Source organism: Psychrobacter sp. UBA6739 (assembly GCF_002453835.1).
GTDB classification, from domain to species: Bacteria; Pseudomonadota; Gammaproteobacteria; order Pseudomonadales; family Moraxellaceae; genus Psychrobacter; species Psychrobacter immobilis_A.
Map to the genome: position 1 here is coordinate 1 of NZ_DKHR01000049.1, position 19415 is coordinate 19415.

Sequence of the window (19415 nt, forward strand, 5' to 3'; positions counted from 1 at the left end):
CTTTTAAGTGGGTTTTACTATAGTAGCAACTGCTCTATATTAACGTTCTCTAGATAGATTGGGTTGTTTAAGATCTTAATAGAGATATTAAGACTATTGGTGTGGTTTTAATAGCTATCAGAGATAAACGGAAATTATTGGACGATATTATGAAAAACAAAATATTGGTCACAGGCGGTGCAGGATATATTGGATCGCACACTTGTATAGCCTTACATCAAGCAGGCTACGACATAGTCGTATACGACAATCTATCCAATAGTAGCCGCGAAGCAGTAAATCGTGTCTCTAGTCTTATCGGTCAGCCCATTGAGTTTATCGAAGGTGATATCCGCGATGTTGAGTCACTCAGACAAGTGTTTTCAGCACATAAGTTCTTCGGCGTCATTCATTTTGCAGGTCTTAAAGCGGTTGGAGAATCGGTTGCCAAACCGCTGATGTATTACGACAATAACGTTAGTGGTACTATTACCTTATTAGAAGTCATGTCGGAGTACCATGTCAAAAATCTTATTTTTTCATCGTCAGCAACGGTTTATGGTGACCCTGAAAGGCTGCCTATTGACGAGAATTCACCGCGTTCTTGTACCAACTCTTATGGTCAAAGTAAACTGACGGTCGAGCATATTCTAGAAGACTTAGCGGTATCCGATGAAAGCTGGAATCTCATCCCTTTGAGATACTTTAATCCGGTAGGTGCACATCCTTCAGGGCAGATTGGCGAAGACCCTAATGATATCCCAAATAACTTAATGCCCTATATCTCACAAGTAGCCGTTGGCAAGCTACCCAAGCTCAGTATCTTTGGCAATGATTATCCTACAATAGATGGTACTGGTGTTCGTGATTTTATTCATGTTACTGATCTGGCGCAAGGTCATGTTGCCGCACTTAGTTACTTAGAGCAGCAAACCAGCGTAGAAGAACACAGCTCAGATAAGAAAAGCCCAATAGGTTTTTTACCGATTAATTTAGGTACGGGTAAAGGGACTTCTGTTTTAGAGTTAGTAGCAGCATTTTCCAAAGTATCGGAGCAGGACATTCCTTATCAGTTTGTTAGCCGCCGCGCAGGTGATATCGCCAGCTGTTATGCCAGCGCTGATAAAGCGAAAGACCTGTTGAAGTGGCAAGCAAAACTCTCCATCACTGATATGTGCCAAGATAGCTGGCGGTGGCAAAGCATGAATCCTAATGGTTATAATCTAGCTTGATTTTTATAAAATATAACCTTTATCTCACTCCTCCTTTAATACAGTTTAAAAATTATGCAAAAAATCACCCACGCCGTTATCCCTGTTGCAGGCTTTGGCACCCGTATGCTACCGCTATCCAAATCCGTGCCGAAAGAGCTATTGCCATTAGGCAATCGTCCTGCCATTCATTATGTGGTCGAAGAGGCAATTGCTGCGGGTATTAAGCATATTGTATTAGTCGGTCATGCACAAAAAAGTGCCATTGAAAACTACTTTGATGTCAATGCTGAATTGGACAATCAACTGCGTCATAAAGGTAAAGACGAGCTGGCGGATAGCTTAAACTGGCTACCAGATGATGTGACGGTTTCGATGATACGTCAAGGTAAGCCATTAGGTTTGGGACATGCGGTACTGGCGGCTCGCCCCATTATTGGTGAGCATGATTTTGCTGTATTATTGCCCGACGTTGTGCTCGATCCTTTTACGGGCGATATGGCTGCTGATAACTTGGCCTTTATGATTGATGCCTTTGCTAAAGATAGCCATTCACAGATATTGGTCGATCAAGTGGCTGATGAGGATGTGCAAAAATACGGTATCGCCCAATTAAGTGAAACGTATAGCGATGCGGGCGATATCGATGACAAAGCAGATGTTAATGCCAGCTTTAAAGTCGCAGGTTTTGTAGAAAAGCCCAACTTAGCCGCTGCCCCTTCGAATTTAGCCGTCGTTGGTCGTTATGTGTTTAGCAATCATATCTTTGATTATCTAGCCAATACCAAAGCCTCCGTCGGTGGCGAGATTCAACTGACCGATGCGATTGATGCCTTGATTAGCGAATATGGGGTTAATGTCACGACCATGCGCGGCGACAGCTATGATGCAGGCGATATGCGCTCATACATGCAAGCATTTATTTATTTTGCCGAGCAGCAATTAGCAGAAGATGAATAGCTGATGGCTGAGATAAAGGGTAATAGCGCTTATAACAGTGCTCGTAATTCTACATACTGGCAACAACTACAAATGCTAGCGAAGCAGCCATGGTCACTGGCAGCCTTGTTTGCACAAGATGACAGTCGTGCAACGCGCTTTAGCATGCAAGCTGGCGCGCTATATATGGATTATAGCAAGCAATGTATTGACGAGCAGGTACTGGCAAGTCTTTTGCAGTTAGCAGAAAGCTGTGAGTTGTCGCTACGGATTGATGCGCTTATGCAGGGCGCTATGGTCAATACCAGTGAAGCGCGTGCTGCTTTGCATACGGCGTTACGTTTGCCTGCTACGGTACAGTTACAAGTGGGTGAGCAAGAAGTGGTTGCCGATGTTCATCAGAGCCTTTGCCAAGTCGAGCGTCTATCTGAACGTATCCGTAGTGGTACGTGGCGCGGATTTTCTGGCAAGGCGATTACCGATGTAGTGAATATCGGCGTCGGTGGTTCTGATCTTGGACCACTGATGGCAGCTACTGCCCTTGACGAGTGGGCAGATACGAATATTGAGGTGCATTTCGTGTCTAATATGGACGGTACTCAGCTCGATAATTTGCTCAAGCATTTAAACCCTGAAACCACCTTGTTTATTATCTCTTCCAAATCCTTTGGTACCGTTGATACGTTATCCAATGCCAAGACAGCATTGTCATGGCTGCTTGCCACTGCCAAGCGGCATGCAGGTACTGAAGACAGTGTGCTACGCCGCCACTTTATTGGTATCTCCGCTAACAGTGAAAAAATGAGTGCGTGGGGTATTCATCCTGAGCATCAGCTACAGCTTTGGGAGTGGGTTGGCGGTCGTTTTTCTTTATGGTCAGCGATTGGTTTTGCTATTGCCATTCGTATTGGCATGGCTGGGTTTAAAGAATTTTTAAGCGGTGCCCATAGTATGGATGAGCATTTTGCTCAGGCTGATTTTGCAAAAAACTTGCCCGTATTATTAGGGCTACTGGCTGTTTGGAACAGTACCTTTTTACAGGTAAATGCTCATACCGTATTGCCCTATGATGGTCGTCTCAGCTATTTACCAAGCTACTTAACCCAGCTTGAGATGGAGAGTAATGGTAAATCGGTCACCCAGCACGGTGATCATATTGATTATGATACTTGCCCGATTTTATGGGGCGAGATTGGCTCCAATGCGCAGCATGCCTTTTATCAGCTGCTACATCAAGGCACACAGCAAGTGTCTTGTGACTTTATTGCTTGTGTGCGCCGTTATAGTGGTCAATCGCAAAATGCGCCATTACAGCAGCAGCATGAGCTGTCTTTGGCCAATTGTCTAGCACAGAGCCGAGTGCTAGCTTTTGGTAATGCCGCGCTCCAAGAGTCTGAGGTTCAAGTAGCTTCTGCCGCTGATAAATACAAATATTACCGTGGCAATCAGCCTTCAACCACGCTACTTATCGACGAGCTAACGCCGCACAGTTTGGGAGCACTGATTGCACTTTATGAGCATAAAGTCTATGTCATGGCCAGCATTTGGGATATTAACCCGTTTGATCAATGGGGCGTTGAGATGGGTAAGCAGATGGCAGAGTCCGTTCATGATGCCATGCAGAAAGCAGGCGAGAGCCAATTTGACAGCTCCACTAACCAGCTGTTAAAACATATTCAGCAGTTGTCTTGATCGTTTTGCTACTAAGTCGATAATCATTAAAGGTGAACGCATGAGCGCTGTTTCTATAAATGACAATACACCTAAATATACGCATGAATCTAAACCACAAAGCACTGCAAGCAAGCAAGTTTGTGTGCTTATTGGTCATAGCATTGAGGCCATTACTAGCGCCGTGGTGCTGGCAAGTCTAGGTCAGCGCGTGCATCTTTATGCAGATATTGAGCTATTGACGCAGCAAATACAACAATACGGCTTTGAGCATCATTTACAAGCACTGTGGCAGATGTATGAGCAGCAGCAGGTTATAATTAGTACAGCATTACCGGCTAGCGCTGACACGTTAATACAATATTATGAAACGACAAATTTTAGTGACAGTCGTCACATCAATGAGAGCAATGAGAGCAATGAGATTAGTAAGGTTGACGACCAAAGCACCGTTGCGCTTTATTGGTTATTTTTAGACAGTATCAAGCCAGTATGGGCAGAAGCCAGCTGGATTACTGCCTTCAACCACAGCCATCAGCAATCGTTACCCGTGATTATAAGTGGCATCGAGAAACTAGGGGTTGTCTCAGCATTGTCTCAGCGTTTGCAGCGAGCATGGGTCTACTATGTGCCGTTTGTATTCTTGCAAGATGGTGATGCTTATAGCTCAATGTTGAATCCTTCACTGTGGTTGCTTGGTGAAAAAACAGCCAACAGTAGCCAGCATCTAGAAGTATTGAAGCCGTTAATGCAGCATGCGCGTGCCGCTCATCACGCTGATATCGCAACGATAGAGTTTGCCCGTAGCAGTATCATGGCGATGCTGGCGACGCGAGTGAGTTTTATGAATGAGATGTCACGCTTGGCGGACAGTCAACAGGTAGATATTAAGCAAGTCAGTCGTATCATGGGGCTAGACGCGCGTGTCGGCAGCAGTTATCTGCAAGCAGGCTGGGGCTTTGGTGGTAACACACTACCGACCGAGCTGGCTAAGTTGCAGCAGTCTAGCCAAACGCACAGTTTAGATATGCCGCTGCTGCAGTCAGTCATGCACATCAACGAAGATCAAAAAGAGCTGATATTCCGCAAATTCTGGCAATATTTTGATGGTTTTATTGACAATAAAACGGTGATGATTTGGGGAGGTAGTTATAAATCAGGCTCAGGACGTACCGCAGGCTCAGCCATACATCCATTACTAGCGTTATTATGGTCTTATAATATTCGTACTTTGGTGTATAGCGACAAAGCACAAGATGAACTTGCCATGCTTTATCAGCAGCAATCATTACTGCAATTGATTAATAATCCTTATCAGCAGCTAAGTGCCGCACAGGCGATTTTTATCGTTAGTTGGTCGCAACAAGATCAACTAGATATTGCCAAGCTTAATCAACACGCGATGCCAGTATTTGATGCGCAAAATGCACTGACTCGATTGCAGATCGATAGTCTGGTAGGCGATTATATGGGTATTGGTCGGTCTAAATAGCTTTATTCCAGTTTTTCTGTCATCAAAAAAGCTCGTTGATAATTATCAGCGAGCTTTTTTTGGTTTTTAATCGAAATCACCCATATTAAATCGTATTCGTTTACGCTGGTATAGCACCTTGGCTAGCAAGCCATTGCTGAATCTCTGCTGTTTTAGTGACTAATAACTCTTCATCACCGCGACTTTCGATATTTAATCTAATAAGCGGTTCTGTATTTGAAGCTCGTAAGTTAAAACGCCATTCGCCAAAGTTTAAACTCAAACCATCAAGTATCGACTTGGTTGGGTTTTCGCTGCTAAATTTTGCTTCAATTGCGCTAATAATCGTTGGCGCATCATGAGTCGTCAGATGAAAGTTTAGCTCGCCTGAGCTTGGGTAGGCTTTAATATAATCGCTGACCAATTCTGACAGTGTCTTGCCAGTAATCGATAATAGCTCAATGGTTAGTAGCCATGGAATCATGCCGCTATCACAGTAGAAAAAGTCGCGAAAATAGTGATGCGCTGACATCTCGCCACCATAAACTGCACCAGAATCACGCATCACTTGCTTGATAAAAGAGTGACCAGATTTACTGATGACAGCCTTACCGTTATGTTCTTTAATCACGGCTTCAGTATTGTAAATGACACGTGGATCGTAAACGATTGACTCATTCTGCCCTTGTTGTTGATGCTTATTCAAAAATGTTTGAGCGAGCATGCCGACGATGTAACTGCCATCAATAAATTCACCATGTTCATCGAACAAAAAGCAGCGGTCAAAGTCACCATCAAAGGCAATACCAAGGTCTGCTTTGTTTTCCAAAACAGCTTGCTGAGTCGCCACTCTATTGGCTTCAATCATTGGATTGGGGATGCCGTTAGGGAAGCTACCATCTGGTGTATGATGCAGTTTAATCACTTCAATTGGCGCACCAGCTTGTGCAAGCTTTTCAATCAACAAGTCAACCACAGGCCCTGCACTGCCATTACCTGAGTTAATCACTAATTTGAGGGGTTTGAGCTTATCGGTATCGATAAAAGTCATGACATGATTGATATAAGCGCTTTTATCAGTTAATAATTGCAGTTTTCCTAGAGTATTAGTAGCGGTAAATTTCCCAGACTCTGCCAATGCTTGAATCTCTGCCAAACCATCATCAGCACTGATTGGTTTTGAATGTTCCTTAACCAATTTTAAGCCGTTATAGTTAATAGGATTATGGCTGGCTGTGACCTCAATACCACCCAATGCCTGATAATAACTGGTGGCAAAATAGACCTCTTCTGTACCGCTCATGCCCAAGTCAATCACGTCGATACCGGCATCTAGCATACCTTTGATAGTCGCTTGTTTTAGCTGCTCGCTTGAATGGCGAATATCGCTACCAATAACGATGGTAGGTTTTAGATTTAGCATATCATTGCCATGAGCCTCAACCGCCGCACCATAACGCTGAAATAAAATCTGTGCAAAAGCACGACCAATACGGTAAGCAATGGCTTCGTTTAGATTTACCCCAAGCTCGCCGCGAATATCATAAGCTTTAAATGAATCAATAATAATGGGATTAAATGCAGTTTCTGGCTGATAACGAATGGTCGCAGACGTAGACATAATGATAAAATTCCTTGCGCGTGTGCAGTGGTAAAATAATAAAATAGATAGCACAATTATAAGCCAATCAAGGTTCAATGATACACTAACTGCTAAATTGAACGATAAGCAAAAATATAAGAGCCTCCCTTATGAATACTCTCGACAATAAAATAGTAGCGCCTACGCCAGCACAAGGAACGCCAACTGCTAGTGGTGAATTAGACGATTTATTGGCTTTGATGGCACGGCTACGTGTTGACTGTCCGTGGGATAAAAAACAAACCAATCACAGCCTAATTCTCTATGCGATTGAAGAAGCCTATGAGCTAGGCGAAGCGGTACAAAGCGATGACGATGAGGATATCAAAGGCGAGCTAGGCGATGTACTGCTGCAAGTGGTGTTTCATTGTCAGATGTATGCGGAGCAAGGTCGCTTTAATATGAGCGATGTTATCACCACTTTACAAGAAAAGCTCATTCGTCGTCATCCGCATGTATTTGAGGCTGAAACCCTTGAAGATGACACGGCGGTAAAAGCTCGTTGGGATGAGATTAAAGCAGAGGAGCAGCAAGCGCGCGAGGCACGAGGCAAACCAAAACGTCGTTTAGACAATACCAAAGCGGGCAGTGCGCTCATGCAAGCGCAAGATGTACAAAAACAGGCGTCAAAGTTAGGGTTTGACTGGGAAGGCGTTAGCGGTGCTTTTGATAAGCTAGATGAAGAGATTGCCGAGTTAAAGGCTGAATTGATAGATAAATCAAAAGATGCTGCTGAATATGACATAAGCAAAGCCAATATTAGCGATATTGAAAAAGAGCTGGGTGATTGTATGTTTGCGCTCGTCAATATCGCCCGTAAACTCAATCTTGATGCAGAAGCCGCAACGTTGACGTGTGTGCATAAATTTAAATCACGTTTTGGTTATATTGAAGAACAGTTAGCTGCGGCTGGCAAGCGTTTAGAGGATAGTGATATAGCAGAGATGGATGCACTGTGGGAAGCAGCGAAACAACATGAACGATCGTCATGAACGCTTATCATAAGGCCTCGTTTGTTAGCTTAGTCAATATGGCTGTTTTCAGTCTAATATTGGCGGTTTTTATGTTGAACAGTGTTCAAGCTGCGCCTTGTTTTGATAATCCTCAAAGGGCTTATGAATATCTATTGGCGCAAGAAAGTGCCAAAATACAGGTACGTGACCAAGCCACCATTAATATCAATCGTGCTAGTGAAGGCGAGCTCGTTTCATTAAACGGTATCGGTAGCAGCAAAGCCCAAGCGATTATTTTATATCGTGAGATGTTTGGTGATTTTAAGACAGTGGATGAGTTAGCAAAGGTCAAAGGTATTGGTGCAAAAACGGTTGAGAAAAATCGAGGACGTTTACGCGTACAAGATTAAGGGCAATATTTTGCTTTAATTAACCCCAATATTGACAAAATAGCACGTAAGTATCAGTCATAACACACCTACTAGGCGCAAAATTTGTTAAACTAGCAGGTACATCCGCCTGATAAACGCTGTGTTCATCAGGGGTGGTTAAAGAATACCGGCGAGGAGTAGATGCATGGCCGAGCGTGCCGCCAAGCAGTTAGAACTGAATAAATCTGAATTACCCAATTCCATTACTGAAGTGATTGCCACCTTAAACCGAGCTGGATTTGATGCCTATATCGTCGGTGGCGGCGTGCGTGATACCTTATTGGGTTTACGTCCAAAAGACTTTGACGCTGTCACTGATGCCAAGCCGCATGAGATCAAAGACGTCTTTGGCAAGCGCTGCCGCATTATCGGTCGCCGCTTTCAGTTGGCGCACGTGTATTCAGGCCGTGAGTTGATTGAGGTTGCTACCTTCCGTGGTCCACCAACCAATGATGCTAATACCAATCAAGACGGTATGATCCTGCGTGATAATGTTTGGGGTGATATCAAACAAGACTTCTCTCGTCGCGATTTCTCTATTAATGCGCTTTATTATCAACCGCTTAAAGGTGTGGTTCATGATTTTTGCGGTGCGCTTGACGACATTGATAATAAAATCATTCGTCTGCTCGGCCATGCGCCAGTGCGTATCGAAGAAGATCCAGTACGTTTGTTGCGTGCTTTACGTTTCAAAGCCAAGCTCGGTTTTGAGTTTGATGACGAGTTAGCCGATCAGTTTCATGATGGCAACTGGGCATTGCTTGAGCAAATATCACCGCATCGTCTCTATGATGAAACCCAGAAAATGTTTACCGGTGGTTATCTGGTGCCATTATTGCCGCTATTGTTTGAGTCAGGGGCGATTGATAGCTTAATCATCTACCCACCATCTGAGCCAAGTGCACTGGTCAATCAAGTCGCTATTAATACCGACAAACGTATTGCTGCGGGCAAAAGTATCAATCCGGCGTTCTTTTATGCTGCGCTATTATGGGAAAACTATCTGCATCAGTTGGCAAAAGCCAAGAAGCGCAATATGCCGTTTGCTGAAGCGCAAATGCATGCTGCTGGTAAAGTGATTGATCGTCAACGTATCAAGACCGCGATTCCTAAATTTGCAGAGCAGTTTATCCGTGATATCTGGATATTGCAGCCAAGACTTGCAGCCCCGCGTAGCAAACAAATCGTCCAGCTCTCTGAGCATCCACGCTTTCGCGCAGGTTTTGACTTTTTGTTATTGCGTGAGCAATGCGGTGATGCTGAGCATCCATTATCAGAATCGACCAATGGTATGGGCGATTGGTGGCAGACCTATCAGACATTGTCTGAACGAGAGCAGCAGCAAGCCATTGATGATTTTGATGAAAATATTCGTCGCGGTGCCTATAAAAAAGGGCAACAAGCGCAGCGTGGTCGTGGGCGTAATCATCAAAATTCAGAGTCAAATAGCATCGATCACTCAATATCTCATCAAAAAAATACCAAGCACAGCAAAGCCAATGATACTGCTGAGCAGGGTAGGAATGATCAGAATATGGTAAATGACCCGTCAAATATTCCAGCACGCCGTCGCCGCGCTGCCAGTCAATCACCCTCTGTTAAGCAATCTGGTAGCAATAACAACAAGCACTATGAATCGCAGCAAGTAAGTCAAGACAGTCATGAGCTTGCTCAGTTACGACTGCTATCCCTTGCCAATAGCAGCAACCAAGCGGCAAATAAACGCCATCATTCCAAGCCTGCCCCACTCTTTGTAATCGAGCATGAAAAAGTCGTGCCGCCATTACAGAAGCAGCTATCAAATGGCGATAAGCCTGATAGTCGTCAAGAGGCGGCGCAGAAAAAACCTGCCCATAAGAATGTATCGGCTGAGAAAGCACTAAAAAATCAGGATGCCAGTTCTGATGCCAACTCTTATAGTAGTAAGGCTGACAGTAAACCTGATCGCTCAAATCAAGCTCAGCAGCCAAAAGCAACACAGTCAGAGGTCATGCCTTCATCTGTGGCTCGCTCGGTAGCAAGATCGCCAGCGCTCGTCAGTATGAATAATGAGCCGATACCGCATAAGCGTCGCCGTCGTCAGCCGAGTGTAGATAGTATAAATCTTGCTAGTAATACAGAGACGCAAGTAACGACTAACAACGATGTTAAAGCTGTAGCAAAGTATGCAAAAAAAGCACCTAAGCCCGCAGCCCAGCCTACTAATAAAACAGATATTCCGGCTAAAAAAACGGCTGAGCGCAAAAAAGTGGCGAAGGTTACGACACCTGCAAGCACTAAAAAACCAGCCAAAACGACAGAAGCAAAGTTTGCTAAAACCAGCCAAGCTGCTAACGGCAATGTTGGTACGAGTAGTATGAATGACAATAAAGGCCCTGTGCCATCGAAACGTCGCCGTCGCCAGCCTAGTACTGACAATGTCTAATATTACTAATGATGCGGGCAACGCGAATTGGGTAACCTGCTACGTAGGTTTGGGTAGCAATTTGTCTAACGACTTGGGTTCACCAGTAGAACATTTGCAGCAGGCAATCGCATCGATGCAAGAGCATAATCAAATACGTGCGGTTCGTGTTTCTTCGTTTTACGCTTCAGCGCCTATGGGGCCGCAAGATCAGCCTGATTTTGTTAATGCCGTCGCTGAGTTTGAGACGATATTGCCGCCTTTTGAGTTGCTTGCTTACTGTCAACAGTTAGAAAAAGAAGCTAAGCGTTCACGAATACGGCGGTGGGGTGAGCGTAGTTTGGATGTCGATATTTTGTTATACGGTGAGGCGCAAATCACTGAGCCACAATTAACCGTACCGCACGCTGGATTGTTTGAGCGTAATTTTGTCTTATTACCACTGCGAGAGTTAACCCCAGCGCTTATCATTGCTAGCAAGTCGATAAATGACTATCCGCCTAGCAAAGATTGGACAGGCTTAAAACTACTGTAGCCAATCTATTATAAAAGAGTGACAGCGTTCACCTCTTTTAAAGTAAAACACTTATACCAAACGATTGCTAAAAGTTTTGATCATAATCAGAATAATAGCTAGAGACAGCTAAAGGTGCTAAAAGATACTAAAGGTTAATCGAGGATCATATGACGACGTTATCTACTTTAAAAAAATTTAAAAAAGACGGCACCAAGTTCACTTGCTTAACGTGCTATGACTCGATGTTTGCACGCATGATGGAAAAAGCAGAAATTGATACGATTTTAATCGGTGACAGTTTGGGCATGGTGGTGCAAGGTCATGATTCAACGTTACCCGTGACTGTCAATGACATGGCTTATCATACAGCCAATATTGCCCGTAGCAATAAACACGCGCTGATTTTGGCTGACCTACCATTTATGAGCTATGTCACCCTACCAGAAGCGGTTGCCAATAGTCGCCAGCTGATGCAGGCGGGCGCGCATGTTATTAAGATTGAAGGTGGTAGTGAGCTTTGCGATTTAATCACGACTTTGGCGCAAGCAGGGACGCCTACTTGTGTGCATTTAGGATTAACACCGCAATCAGTCAATGTGTTTGGTGGTTATAAAATCCAAGGTCGTGGTGACGAAGCGGCTGATAAATTGCTTGCTGATGCGAAAGCAGTCGTTGCGGCAGGTGCTGCGCTGCTAGTGTTAGAGTGCGTACCTGCTGAGCTTGCAAAAGCAGTGACGGAAGCCGTCGCAGTGCCAGTTATTGGGATTGGTGCTGGTGCGGATACGGATGGTCAAGTGTTGGTCATGCATGACATGCTAGGTATGACGCACGGCCGTGTTCCGCGCTTTATTCATGACTTTTTGACTGATGAACGTAATAGCGCGCACAGTATCGAAGGCGCATTTGCCCTTTACCAGCAGTCAGTACGTGAAGGCAGTTTTCCAACCGAGCAGCACCAGTTTAGCTAACATTTTAGTTTTTACGATTATCAGTAGAAGAATAGTTAACCATGCCAATCATTCATCATCATATCTCCGCATTGCGTACGGCTTTACAGTCTTATCGTGGACAAAAAAATGACAATCAAGATGGCCCACAGCGCATCGCTTTAGTGCCAACGATGGGCAATCTGCATGCTGGTCATCTTGAATTAGTAAAAATAGCCAAGCAACATGCTGATATCGTGGTGGTTAGTATTTTTGTCAACCCTACTCAATTTGGCGCGGGAGAAGACTTTGATAGTTATCCTCGCACGCTTGATGAGGATGTCGCTAAGCTAGCAACAGTCGATACTGATTATGTGTTTGCGCCCAGTATTGAAGAGATGTACCCAGTCTTACCGCCGCCAACCTCCGTTCTCGCGGGAGCTATTACCACTCAATTATGTGGTCAATCACGCCCTGGCCATTTTGACGGTGTTGGTATTGTCGTCTCTAAACTGTTCAATATCGTACAACCGAATATTGCTGTTTTTGGACAAAAAGATTATCAGCAATTAGCGATTATTAAGCAATTGGTACGTGATTTAAGTTATCCCATTGAAATTATAGGGGCACCTATTGTCCGTGCTGCAGATGGTTTGGCGCTTTCATCGCGTAACCAATATTTAAGTGTTACTGAACGTGAGGTAGCACCTGTTATCCATCAAGCGCTACAATATCTCGCAAAGCAGTTAGAAAAAGGTGAACAGAACCAACAAGCTGTTCAGTCGTTGCTAGCAGAAACGCATCAGCGTATTACGGATGCTGGCTTCATTATTGATTATTTAGACATTAAAACCGATACGCTAGAGTCACTCACTAATGATACTGTAACTTTTAATGCAGAAAATGAGAGTTTGATGATTTTAGTCGCTGCTTGGCTAGGACGTGCACGTTTGTTAGACAATCAATTGGTGACGGTGGATCAATCGTTGTGACATAGTAATTTGCAGGATGCAATGGACTAGAATGGGTGAATCATGGATGTGAGTCAGGGTGAAAATAACAGTCAATCTGAGCAGGCAGCGTGTAAAATAGCAACCGATAAGCTCAGTATCCTAGTGGTATCAGGGCGTTCAGGCTCAGGTAAAACCTCAGTATTAAATATCTTAGAAGATTTAGGATATTATTCTATTGATAACTTACCGTTATCCTTATTGCCGGATGCTGCGCATAAATTGGTCAATGAAAGTGGGATTCGTCGTATTGCGCTTGGTGTTGATATTCGAACACCGCGAGCGGATCTATCCAACTTTGCAGAGATGCATGCATCCCTAAAAAAAACATACGGGGCGCATGCGGTCAAAGTGGTGTATGTGACCGCGCAAGAAAGCACTTTGATAGCACGTTTTAATGCGACACGCCGCGTACATCCGCTGATGTCGCAGGATATCGATAGTGACAATGCCAAGCACATTGCTTTTAATCTACCTGCCGCGATTAAAAAAGAAGTGGAGCTGTTAGAGCCTATCGCAGGTCATGCCGATATCAGAATCGATACCAGCAATTTGAATATTCATCAATTGAAAGACAGCTTGCGTGAACATGTCGGCGTGGACAATCAGATTGTGATTAATCTGCTGTCTTTTGGCTTTAAATATGGCAGTCCTATTGATGCAGATTTTGTCTTTGATGTGAGAATTTTGCCGAATCCGCATTGGAATCCTGAATTGCGTACTTCGACAGGTCTAGACACGGAAGTTGCCGCATTTTTTGCCGACTATCCAGAAGTGGCTGAGATGACTGATGATATAGATAAGTTTTTAACCCGTTGGTTGCCCGAATTTTTACACAATAACCGCCATACAGTGACAGTGGCTATTGGCTGTACTGGTGGTAAGCATCGTTCAGTATTCATCACCGATAATTTACAACGTCGTCTTGCCGATGTTATGCCGCAAAGTATAAAAGTGCTGGCGAAACATCGTGAAAAAAATCGTTGGTAGTTATTGGTAAACACTGGGGCATATCTTCATTTTTATGACTATTCCTAAAATGAGGACATGCCCCTGTTAATTTTATTATTTATTATTTTGGAAAGCTTTTATGATTGACTGGAAAGAACAGGATATGCGCGTCTCGCGCACTGAACTCAAAAAAGCCCATGAGCGCTTGCAGAAGTTGTCGATACCACTTGCCAGCTTATCGAAAAAGCAGCTCAAAAATCTGCCAGCTAGTGACTATTTTATGGCAGAACTCATGGCATTGGCCGATATCACCAGCGCTAATGCTCGTATTCGCCAAACCAAGCGCGTTGGTAAGCTGATTAGTGAAGAAAACCGCCACGAATTGGTAAAAGCATTATTTGATGCGTTTTTCCCTAAAGAGCAGGTCTCAAAAATAGAAAGTTGGTTTGAGCGTTTAAATATTAATGATGAAGGGACGCTTAAGCAGTTCGTTAAACAATACCAAGCATCTGAACAAAATAGTATGTATCAATTATTGTTGTGGATTGAGTACGCCAAACATACCCAAGATGATGAGCTGATGGCAGAGTCTAAAGCAGATTTAGCCAGTTATATTCGTGAAGTCACTATTTTGTCGCAATTGAAAAAAGAAAAATAATAAGATGATAGCGGCTAAATAACTTTGACCACTATTTATACAATATCTCCACTTATAAACTAATGTAGTCTGCAAATGCAAAAAGCCAATCATCAAGTGATTGGCTTTTTTATGGGTAAGAGCATTTATGTCCAAATGACACTTGTACCTAAATGCTAGTCCCTAATTTATAACAGTACTTAATTTATAACGGTACTTAATTTATATTAGTACTTAACTTATTTCTTTTCAGCACGCACTTTGTCAACCAAATAGTCAACGACTTTAGGTACAGTGGCACTTTCACCAGTGACAACGTATTTGCCTTGCACGACGACTGCTGGCACACCAGAGAGCTGATAACGCTTAGCGCCTGCTTGTGAACGACCAATTTTCGTACCAACGGCGAATGAATTATAAAGGCTATTGAATTTCTTCTCATTAACGCCTTTCGATGCATACCATTTGCTTAATGATGATTGGTCAAAGATTTTCTTACCATCTTTGTGAATGGCATCAAATAGCGCGTCATGAGTCTTGTCTTCAAACCCTAGCAGCTGAGCGGCATAGAAACCACGAGCGTTCGCTTCCCAGACAGGGTTAAGCGCTGCTGGCGTTTTGAAAAAGGCAACGTCTTTGTCTTTGTTTTTAGCCCATTTTTCCATATGTGGGTTAAGAACGTTACAATGCGGGCAACCATACCAAAAAAACTCACGAACAATGATAGCATCACCGCTGATTTTTTCTGGATTGTCTAGCACGCGATAGTCTTTTCCGGCGACATAGTCGGCAGCTTGTGCGCCCATAGTGGCAAGTCCAATGGCCATGGCCAGACCAGTCAGTGTGATGACACGTTTCATACTTTATCCTTGAGGTGTGAAAACTTAGGGTTTGTTGAGATGTTTTAGTATCGTATGGTTTTGGGTACAGCGCACAAGTTTTTAAAGTGCCCAAACGAGACAGTGTCGAGTATAATCGAACTATAGCGACGTATCGACTATAATAACGTAAAACATGGTCGCTTGTGAATCCGATTCTTAACTAATGGTTGTAAAGCTGTGAGCCATTATTTAAGGCTTATTTCACCGTGTTTTTAGGAGTTTTTTTAGCGTTTTATTATTTAGATTCTAAGCTGTTTGAAGCATCTATCCTCTAAAAAAACGGTACAGAAAGTATGAACGTTTGCTAAGACCATTCACAATCGGTGACGATGTACTCACGACAAAGCTGCCGCTCTCATGCTAATATTAGGTACATAATTGTGCACTGTATATGATTACAACGATAATGACAATAAAGGAAAAATGCAATGAGCTCAGCTCTATCTTCCTCGCCTTCTTTGAATGAGCAAGCAAACAGCAGTCTTGATGATACAACGGCTACCGCCATTAATGTAGATCCTAGCGAAGTCGACAAATTTAATAAGTTGGCAAGCGAATGGTGGAGTAAGACGGGTGCACTTGCGACTTTGCATGAAATAAATCCACTGCGTCTAAATTGGATAGAAGAAAACGTCAAGCGCAGTTATCAAGATGACAGTGCTGATACAGATATTCATAAAACGGCTGAAACAGGCTTGGCTGGAAAAAAAGTGCTCGATGTCGGCTGTGGCGGCGGTATATTGTCAGAGTCTATGGCACGTCGCGGTGCGGATGTGACAGGGATTGATTTGGGTACCGAAAACCTAAAAGCGGCAGCGCTGCATGCAGAGCAAAGCGCTTTACATGAGACGCTGCGCTATCAGCATATCCCAGTAGAAGAACTAGCCAAAACTCATGCAGGTCAGTTCGATATAGTGACTTGCATGGAGATGCTCGAGCATGTGCCTGATCCCAGCTCGATTGTGCAGGCGTGCTTTGAGTTATTGGCACCAGGCGGTGTCTGCGTATTATCGACGATCAATCGAAACCCTAAATCATATCTGTTTGCCATCGTTGGCGCAGAGTATGTATTGCGCTTGCTCGATCGCGGCACTCATGACTATGCCAAATTTATTACGCCAGCTGAGCTAGACAAAATGGCAATTGATGCTGGATTCACACGTCAAGATATCATTGGCTTGCATTATAATCCGCTGACCAAGCGCTATTGGCTGGCTCAAAATGTCGATGTCAATTACATGATGGCAGTACACAAGCCACTGGCTTAAGCTGAATGCCGTATTTGGTTGTTTTCATGCCATACTATTTCACTCAACACCTTATCTATATTAAGAGCATTCACTATGAGCCAATTTGTAAAAGCGGTTTTATTTGATCTCGATGGGACATTAATCGATACGGCTGCTGATTTTGTCCGTATTATCGGTAAAATGAGCCGCGAAAATGATTGGCAAGCACCCCCTGAAGCAGAAATTCGCGAGCAAGTTTCTGCTGGTGCTTCAGCGATGGTACAGTTGATGCTACGTCATAACGATCAAATTGAGGTTAGCGAAGAAGCTTTGCAGGAGTTTCGCCAACAGTTTTTAGATGATTATGAAGCTGAGATATGCGTCGATAGTTGTGTGTTCGCTGAATTAGAAGATGTGTTGACTGCTCTTGAAGAAAAAGGGGTGCCATGGGGTATTGTGACCAACAAGCCGCGTTATCTGGCAGAGAAGTTACTAGACAAGATGCAGTTAGACGGGCGCTGTTCTGCTTTGGTCTGTCCTGATGATGTGTCTCGCTCAAAACCCGATCCAGAGCCTATGTATGCGGCGTTAGAGAAGCTTGGTATCCCTCGCGGCGCCGCTGAAAGCGTGATTTATGTTGGCGATCATATCCGTGATATCGAAGCTGGTAATGCCGCTGGCATGCCGACGATTCTAGCTGCTTATGGTTATATTCCGCCTGAAGATCAAAAAAACCTAAAGAAATGGGGTGCAGATTATATTACTGATACGCCTGAGCAATTAAATAAACTGTTGCTCTCTTCTGGTAAATTTGACTATTTATAAATAAAATTATAAATCGAGTCCGCCACACTCTATGTTTTTAAAGAAACACGATAAATACTTAGCATCCCAACTATTAAACGATAAGCAGTGAGCAATGCCATGAGTGACAATATTAACCAGTCAGCTAGTCAGCAAGACCACCAGAAAACCGTTCAAAGTCTAACTCAACCGTTAACTCATAATGATATTCGCAACTTTGTACCATCTGATAATTGTTTAGATGGTAAGACTATTTTGGTCACGGGGGCAGGTGACGGTATCGGCCGCGTTGCCGCGCTGACTTATGCTCGTTATGGAGCGACAGTCCTGTTATTGGGACGTACCAGCAGCAAGCTTGAATATGTTTATGATGAGATTGAAAGTCTTGGTGGCAAACAGCCTGCCATGCTACCGATGAATCTAGAAGGGGCAACCTATGCTGAAATGCAGCAGTTAGAGGGGTTGATTAATAAAGAAGTCGGTCAGCTCGATGGCATCTTGCACAATGCGGGTATGCTTGGGCAGCTAACCCCACTTGAGATGTATGACGTCGATACTTTTGCACAAGTTATGAAGGTGAACTTTACCTCGACGTTTATGCTCACCCAAGCACTGCTACCACTACTTAAAGATGCTGAGAATGGCTCTGTTATTTTCACCTCTAGCACGGTCGGTACACATCCTCGCGCGTTCTGGGGTGCTTATGCGCTGTCCAAGCAAGCCGTAGAAGGCATGAGTGATATCTTTACCCAAGAGACACAGAATACAACTAATTTACGTTTTAACTGTGTCAATCCTGGTGGCACTCGTACCAATATGCGCGCCCATGCTTATCCAGGAGAGAGTCCTATGAGCCTAAAAACACCTGAAGATATCATGGCAGGCTATGTTTGTCTGATGAGTGATGCCAGTATCGGGGTACGCGGGCAAGTGGTTGAGCTACAGCCAAAAGGTTAGCCATGTGATTTTTTGCTAGGAAATGTCATTATTTAGCGTATTTATTCGCATACTTTCAGATTGAGGCATGCTCTAGTAGGTTGCAATTAATTATAAACAACCCCATCTATTTGTTATTAAAGCGATTTGTAATATCTAATTATCGTAAATAGGATAGAGTTATGGCAGGTGGTTGGTCAAGAGATGGTGCTGAGCATGAGCAAATGGATGCAACGGTAAATGATGCATTAGAGCGGGCAAGACGTGCGTTGCCAACTGGCATCAGTGCCGAGACGTGTGATGAATGCGGCAAGCCTATTCCAGAAGCACGGCGGTTAGCAGTGCCTGGTATTCAGCATTGCGTCAGCTGTCAGACAGAACTTGAACAAGAGGCGAGAGCCGCTGAGCTGTTCAACCGGCGCGGTAGCAAAGACAGTCAATTACGTTAAAAAAGAAAAAGGGCAGGCATTGCTATATCGAACAGCAATGTCTGCCCTTTTTTTGTCTATTACTATCAAAACCGCGAAAGAGGACGCCATCCGACATTAGGGTGGCGGTGAATTTCGCATCATTTTTAATGTTTAAATTACATAATATGCGCCTGAATCTGGTAGAATAATTAATTATTATAATGCCTTGTAACTTATAAAGAGTGTTAGATGAAAATCAACAAAGCGTATAAATTTAGGCTGGAGCCTAATACTGAGCAGGAGATTATTTTAAATAATCTTGTCGGCTCTGCACGTTTTGTTTGGAATCAAGTGCTGGCAATCTCATTTGAGATGTTTGCTAAAGATGCGTTTATTAATGCCACCAATCTGGT

Annotated in this window: 19 protein-coding genes; 17 read left to right on the forward strand and 2 right to left on the reverse strand. The window is 43.7% G+C overall.

All coding sequences use genetic code 11. The features are described from left to right. Positions 1–149 precede the first annotated feature (149 nt). From galE to B2575_RS10505, 4 genes are read left to right on the forward strand one after another with little or no spacing between them, the layout of a single operon-like run. Complete coding sequence (gene galE / locus B2575_RS10490; RefSeq protein WP_296241894.1) at positions 150–1211, forward strand: UDP-glucose 4-epimerase GalE; 1062 nt, start codon at positions 150–152, stop codon at positions 1209–1211. A gap of 54 nt (positions 1212–1265) precedes the next feature. Then, positions 1266–2150, forward strand: coding sequence for a UTP--glucose-1-phosphate uridylyltransferase (locus B2575_RS10495; RefSeq protein WP_296241896.1), 885 nt, complete (start codon positions 1266–1268; stop codon positions 2148–2150). A gap of 3 nt (positions 2151–2153) precedes the next feature. After that, a complete protein-coding gene (pgi, locus tag B2575_RS10500; RefSeq protein ID WP_296241898.1) occupies positions 2154–3821 on the forward strand; it encodes a glucose-6-phosphate isomerase in 1668 nt (555 codons plus the stop codon). A 40-nt stretch (positions 3822–3861) separates the two neighbouring features. After that, positions 3862–5292, forward strand: coding sequence for a UDP-glucose/GDP-mannose dehydrogenase family protein (locus B2575_RS10505; protein ID WP_296241899.1), 1431 nt, complete (start codon positions 3862–3864; stop codon positions 5290–5292). Positions 5293–5392: 100 nt separating this feature from the next. Here the strand turns inward: B2575_RS10505 and B2575_RS10510 are convergent, their stop codons facing one another. Continuing rightward, positions 5393–6892, reverse strand: a complete 1500-nt coding sequence (locus B2575_RS10510; RefSeq protein ID WP_296241901.1) for a phosphomannomutase CpsG — start codon at positions 6890–6892, stop codon at positions 5393–5395. 131 nt (positions 6893–7023) lie between these two features. Here B2575_RS10510 and mazG point away from each other — a divergent pair, with 131 nt between their 5' ends. From mazG to yjgA, 8 genes are all read left to right on the forward strand, one after another. After that, entirely contained in the window at positions 7024–7905 is an 882-nt protein-coding gene (gene mazG, locus B2575_RS10515; RefSeq protein WP_296241903.1) for a nucleoside triphosphate pyrophosphohydrolase, read from the forward strand. Between the two features lie 71 nt (positions 7906–7976). Next, positions 7977–8276, forward strand: a complete 300-nt coding sequence (locus B2575_RS10520) for a ComEA family DNA-binding protein (protein ID WP_227694019.1) — start codon at positions 7977–7979, stop codon at positions 8274–8276. 166 nt (positions 8277–8442) lie between these two features. Beyond that, on the forward strand, positions 8443–10722 hold the full coding sequence (pcnB, locus tag B2575_RS10525; protein ID WP_296241906.1) for a polynucleotide adenylyltransferase PcnB: 2280 nt from the start codon (positions 8443–8445) through the stop codon (positions 10720–10722). Next, the gene (gene folK, locus B2575_RS10530; RefSeq protein ID WP_296241907.1) at positions 10715–11236 is read left to right on the forward strand and encodes a 2-amino-4-hydroxy-6-hydroxymethyldihydropteridine diphosphokinase; all 522 of its coding nucleotides are present in this window, start codon (positions 10715–10717) and stop codon (positions 11234–11236) included. Before pcnB ends, folK begins: the two co-directional genes overlap by 8 nt. 149 nt (positions 11237–11385) lie before the next feature. After that, positions 11386–12186 carry a 3-methyl-2-oxobutanoate hydroxymethyltransferase gene (panB, locus tag B2575_RS10535; RefSeq protein ID WP_296241909.1) on the forward strand — a complete coding sequence of 267 codons (801 nt, stop codon included), beginning with the start codon at positions 11386–11388 and terminating at the stop codon, positions 12184–12186. Positions 12187–12227: 41 nt separating this feature from the next. Next, a complete protein-coding gene (panC, locus tag B2575_RS10540) occupies positions 12228–13136 on the forward strand; it encodes a pantoate--beta-alanine ligase (protein ID WP_296241910.1) in 909 nt (302 codons plus the stop codon). Positions 13137–13178: 42 nt separating this feature from the next. Beyond that, positions 13179–14144, forward strand: a complete 966-nt coding sequence (gene rapZ / locus B2575_RS10545; RefSeq protein WP_083475611.1) for an RNase adapter RapZ — start codon at positions 13179–13181, stop codon at positions 14142–14144. Positions 14145–14244: 100 nt separating this feature from the next. After that, entirely contained in the window at positions 14245–14763 is a 519-nt protein-coding gene (gene yjgA, locus B2575_RS10550; RefSeq protein WP_045443152.1) for a ribosome biogenesis factor YjgA, read from the forward strand. A 218-nt stretch (positions 14764–14981) separates the two neighbouring features. On the opposite strand, the gene B2575_RS10555 is transcribed toward yjgA, so the two are convergent. Then, a complete protein-coding gene (locus B2575_RS10555; RefSeq protein WP_045443155.1) occupies positions 14982–15602 on the reverse strand; it encodes a thiol:disulfide interchange protein DsbA/DsbL in 621 nt (206 codons plus the stop codon). 449 nt (positions 15603–16051) lie between these two features. Here B2575_RS10555 and ubiG point away from each other — a divergent pair, with 449 nt between their 5' ends. The 5 genes from ubiG to B2575_RS10580 all read left to right on the forward strand — a co-directional run. Next, positions 16052–16891 carry a bifunctional 2-polyprenyl-6-hydroxyphenol methylase/3-demethylubiquinol 3-O-methyltransferase UbiG gene (gene ubiG / locus B2575_RS10560; protein WP_296241918.1) on the forward strand — a complete coding sequence of 280 codons (840 nt, stop codon included), beginning with the start codon at positions 16052–16054 and terminating at the stop codon, positions 16889–16891. 75 nt (positions 16892–16966) lie between these two features. After that, the gene (locus B2575_RS10565) at positions 16967–17677 is read left to right on the forward strand and encodes an HAD family hydrolase (RefSeq protein ID WP_087813874.1); all 711 of its coding nucleotides are present in this window, start codon (positions 16967–16969) and stop codon (positions 17675–17677) included. A gap of 99 nt (positions 17678–17776) precedes the next feature. Continuing rightward, positions 17777–18613 carry a YciK family oxidoreductase gene (locus B2575_RS10570; RefSeq protein WP_198332282.1) on the forward strand — a complete coding sequence of 279 codons (837 nt, stop codon included), beginning with the start codon at positions 17777–17779 and terminating at the stop codon, positions 18611–18613. 161 nt (positions 18614–18774) lie between these two features. Beyond that, positions 18775–19041 (forward strand): DksA/TraR family C4-type zinc finger protein, encoded by a 267-nt coding sequence (locus B2575_RS10575; protein ID WP_087813872.1) that lies wholly within the window; start codon positions 18775–18777, stop codon positions 19039–19041. A 210-nt stretch (positions 19042–19251) separates the two neighbouring features. Then, positions 19252–19415: helix-turn-helix domain-containing protein (locus tag B2575_RS10580; RefSeq protein ID WP_296241919.1), on the forward strand; the 164-nt coding region annotated here is incomplete at its 3' end.

Excerpts from the sequence above, each read along its gene's own strand:
- panC (WP_296241910.1), top strand. The coding sequence starts at position 12,228 with ATGCCAATCATTCATCATCATATCTCCGCATTGCGTACGGCTTTACAG.
- B2575_RS10555 (WP_045443155.1), bottom strand. The coding sequence starts at position 15,602 with ATGAAACGTGTCATCACACTGACTGGTCTGGCCATGGCCATTGGACTT.
- galE (WP_296241894.1), top strand. The coding sequence starts at position 150 with ATGAAAAACAAAATATTGGTCACAGGCGGTGCAGGATATATTGGATCG.
- rapZ (WP_083475611.1), top strand. The coding sequence starts at position 13,179 with ATGGATGTGAGTCAGGGTGAAAATAACAGTCAATCTGAGCAGGCAGCG.
- mazG (WP_296241903.1), top strand. The coding sequence starts at position 7,024 with ATGAATACTCTCGACAATAAAATAGTAGCGCCTACGCCAGCACAAGGA.
- B2575_RS10510 (WP_296241901.1), bottom strand. The coding sequence starts at position 6,892 with ATGTCTACGTCTGCGACCATTCGTTATCAGCCAGAAACTGCATTTAAT.
- pcnB (WP_296241906.1), top strand. The coding sequence starts at position 8,443 with ATGGCCGAGCGTGCCGCCAAGCAGTTAGAACTGAATAAATCTGAATTA.
- B2575_RS10505 (WP_296241899.1), top strand. The coding sequence starts at position 3,862 with ATGAGCGCTGTTTCTATAAATGACAATACACCTAAATATACGCATGAA.
- panB (WP_296241909.1), top strand. The coding sequence starts at position 11,386 with ATGACGACGTTATCTACTTTAAAAAAATTTAAAAAAGACGGCACCAAG.
- B2575_RS10495 (WP_296241896.1), top strand. The coding sequence starts at position 1,266 with ATGCAAAAAATCACCCACGCCGTTATCCCTGTTGCAGGCTTTGGCACC.
- folK (WP_296241907.1), top strand. The coding sequence starts at position 10,715 with ATGTCTAATATTACTAATGATGCGGGCAACGCGAATTGGGTAACCTGC.
- B2575_RS10520 (WP_227694019.1), top strand. The coding sequence starts at position 7,977 with ATGTTGAACAGTGTTCAAGCTGCGCCTTGTTTTGATAATCCTCAAAGG.
- B2575_RS10565 (WP_087813874.1), top strand. The coding sequence starts at position 16,967 with ATGAGCCAATTTGTAAAAGCGGTTTTATTTGATCTCGATGGGACATTA.
- B2575_RS10575 (WP_087813872.1), top strand. The coding sequence starts at position 18,775 with ATGGCAGGTGGTTGGTCAAGAGATGGTGCTGAGCATGAGCAAATGGAT.
- ubiG (WP_296241918.1), top strand. The coding sequence starts at position 16,052 with ATGAGCTCAGCTCTATCTTCCTCGCCTTCTTTGAATGAGCAAGCAAAC.
- B2575_RS10570 (WP_198332282.1), top strand. The coding sequence starts at position 17,777 with ATGAGTGACAATATTAACCAGTCAGCTAGTCAGCAAGACCACCAGAAA.
- pgi (WP_296241898.1), top strand. The coding sequence starts at position 2,154 with ATGGCTGAGATAAAGGGTAATAGCGCTTATAACAGTGCTCGTAATTCT.
- yjgA (WP_045443152.1), top strand. The coding sequence starts at position 14,245 with ATGATTGACTGGAAAGAACAGGATATGCGCGTCTCGCGCACTGAACTC.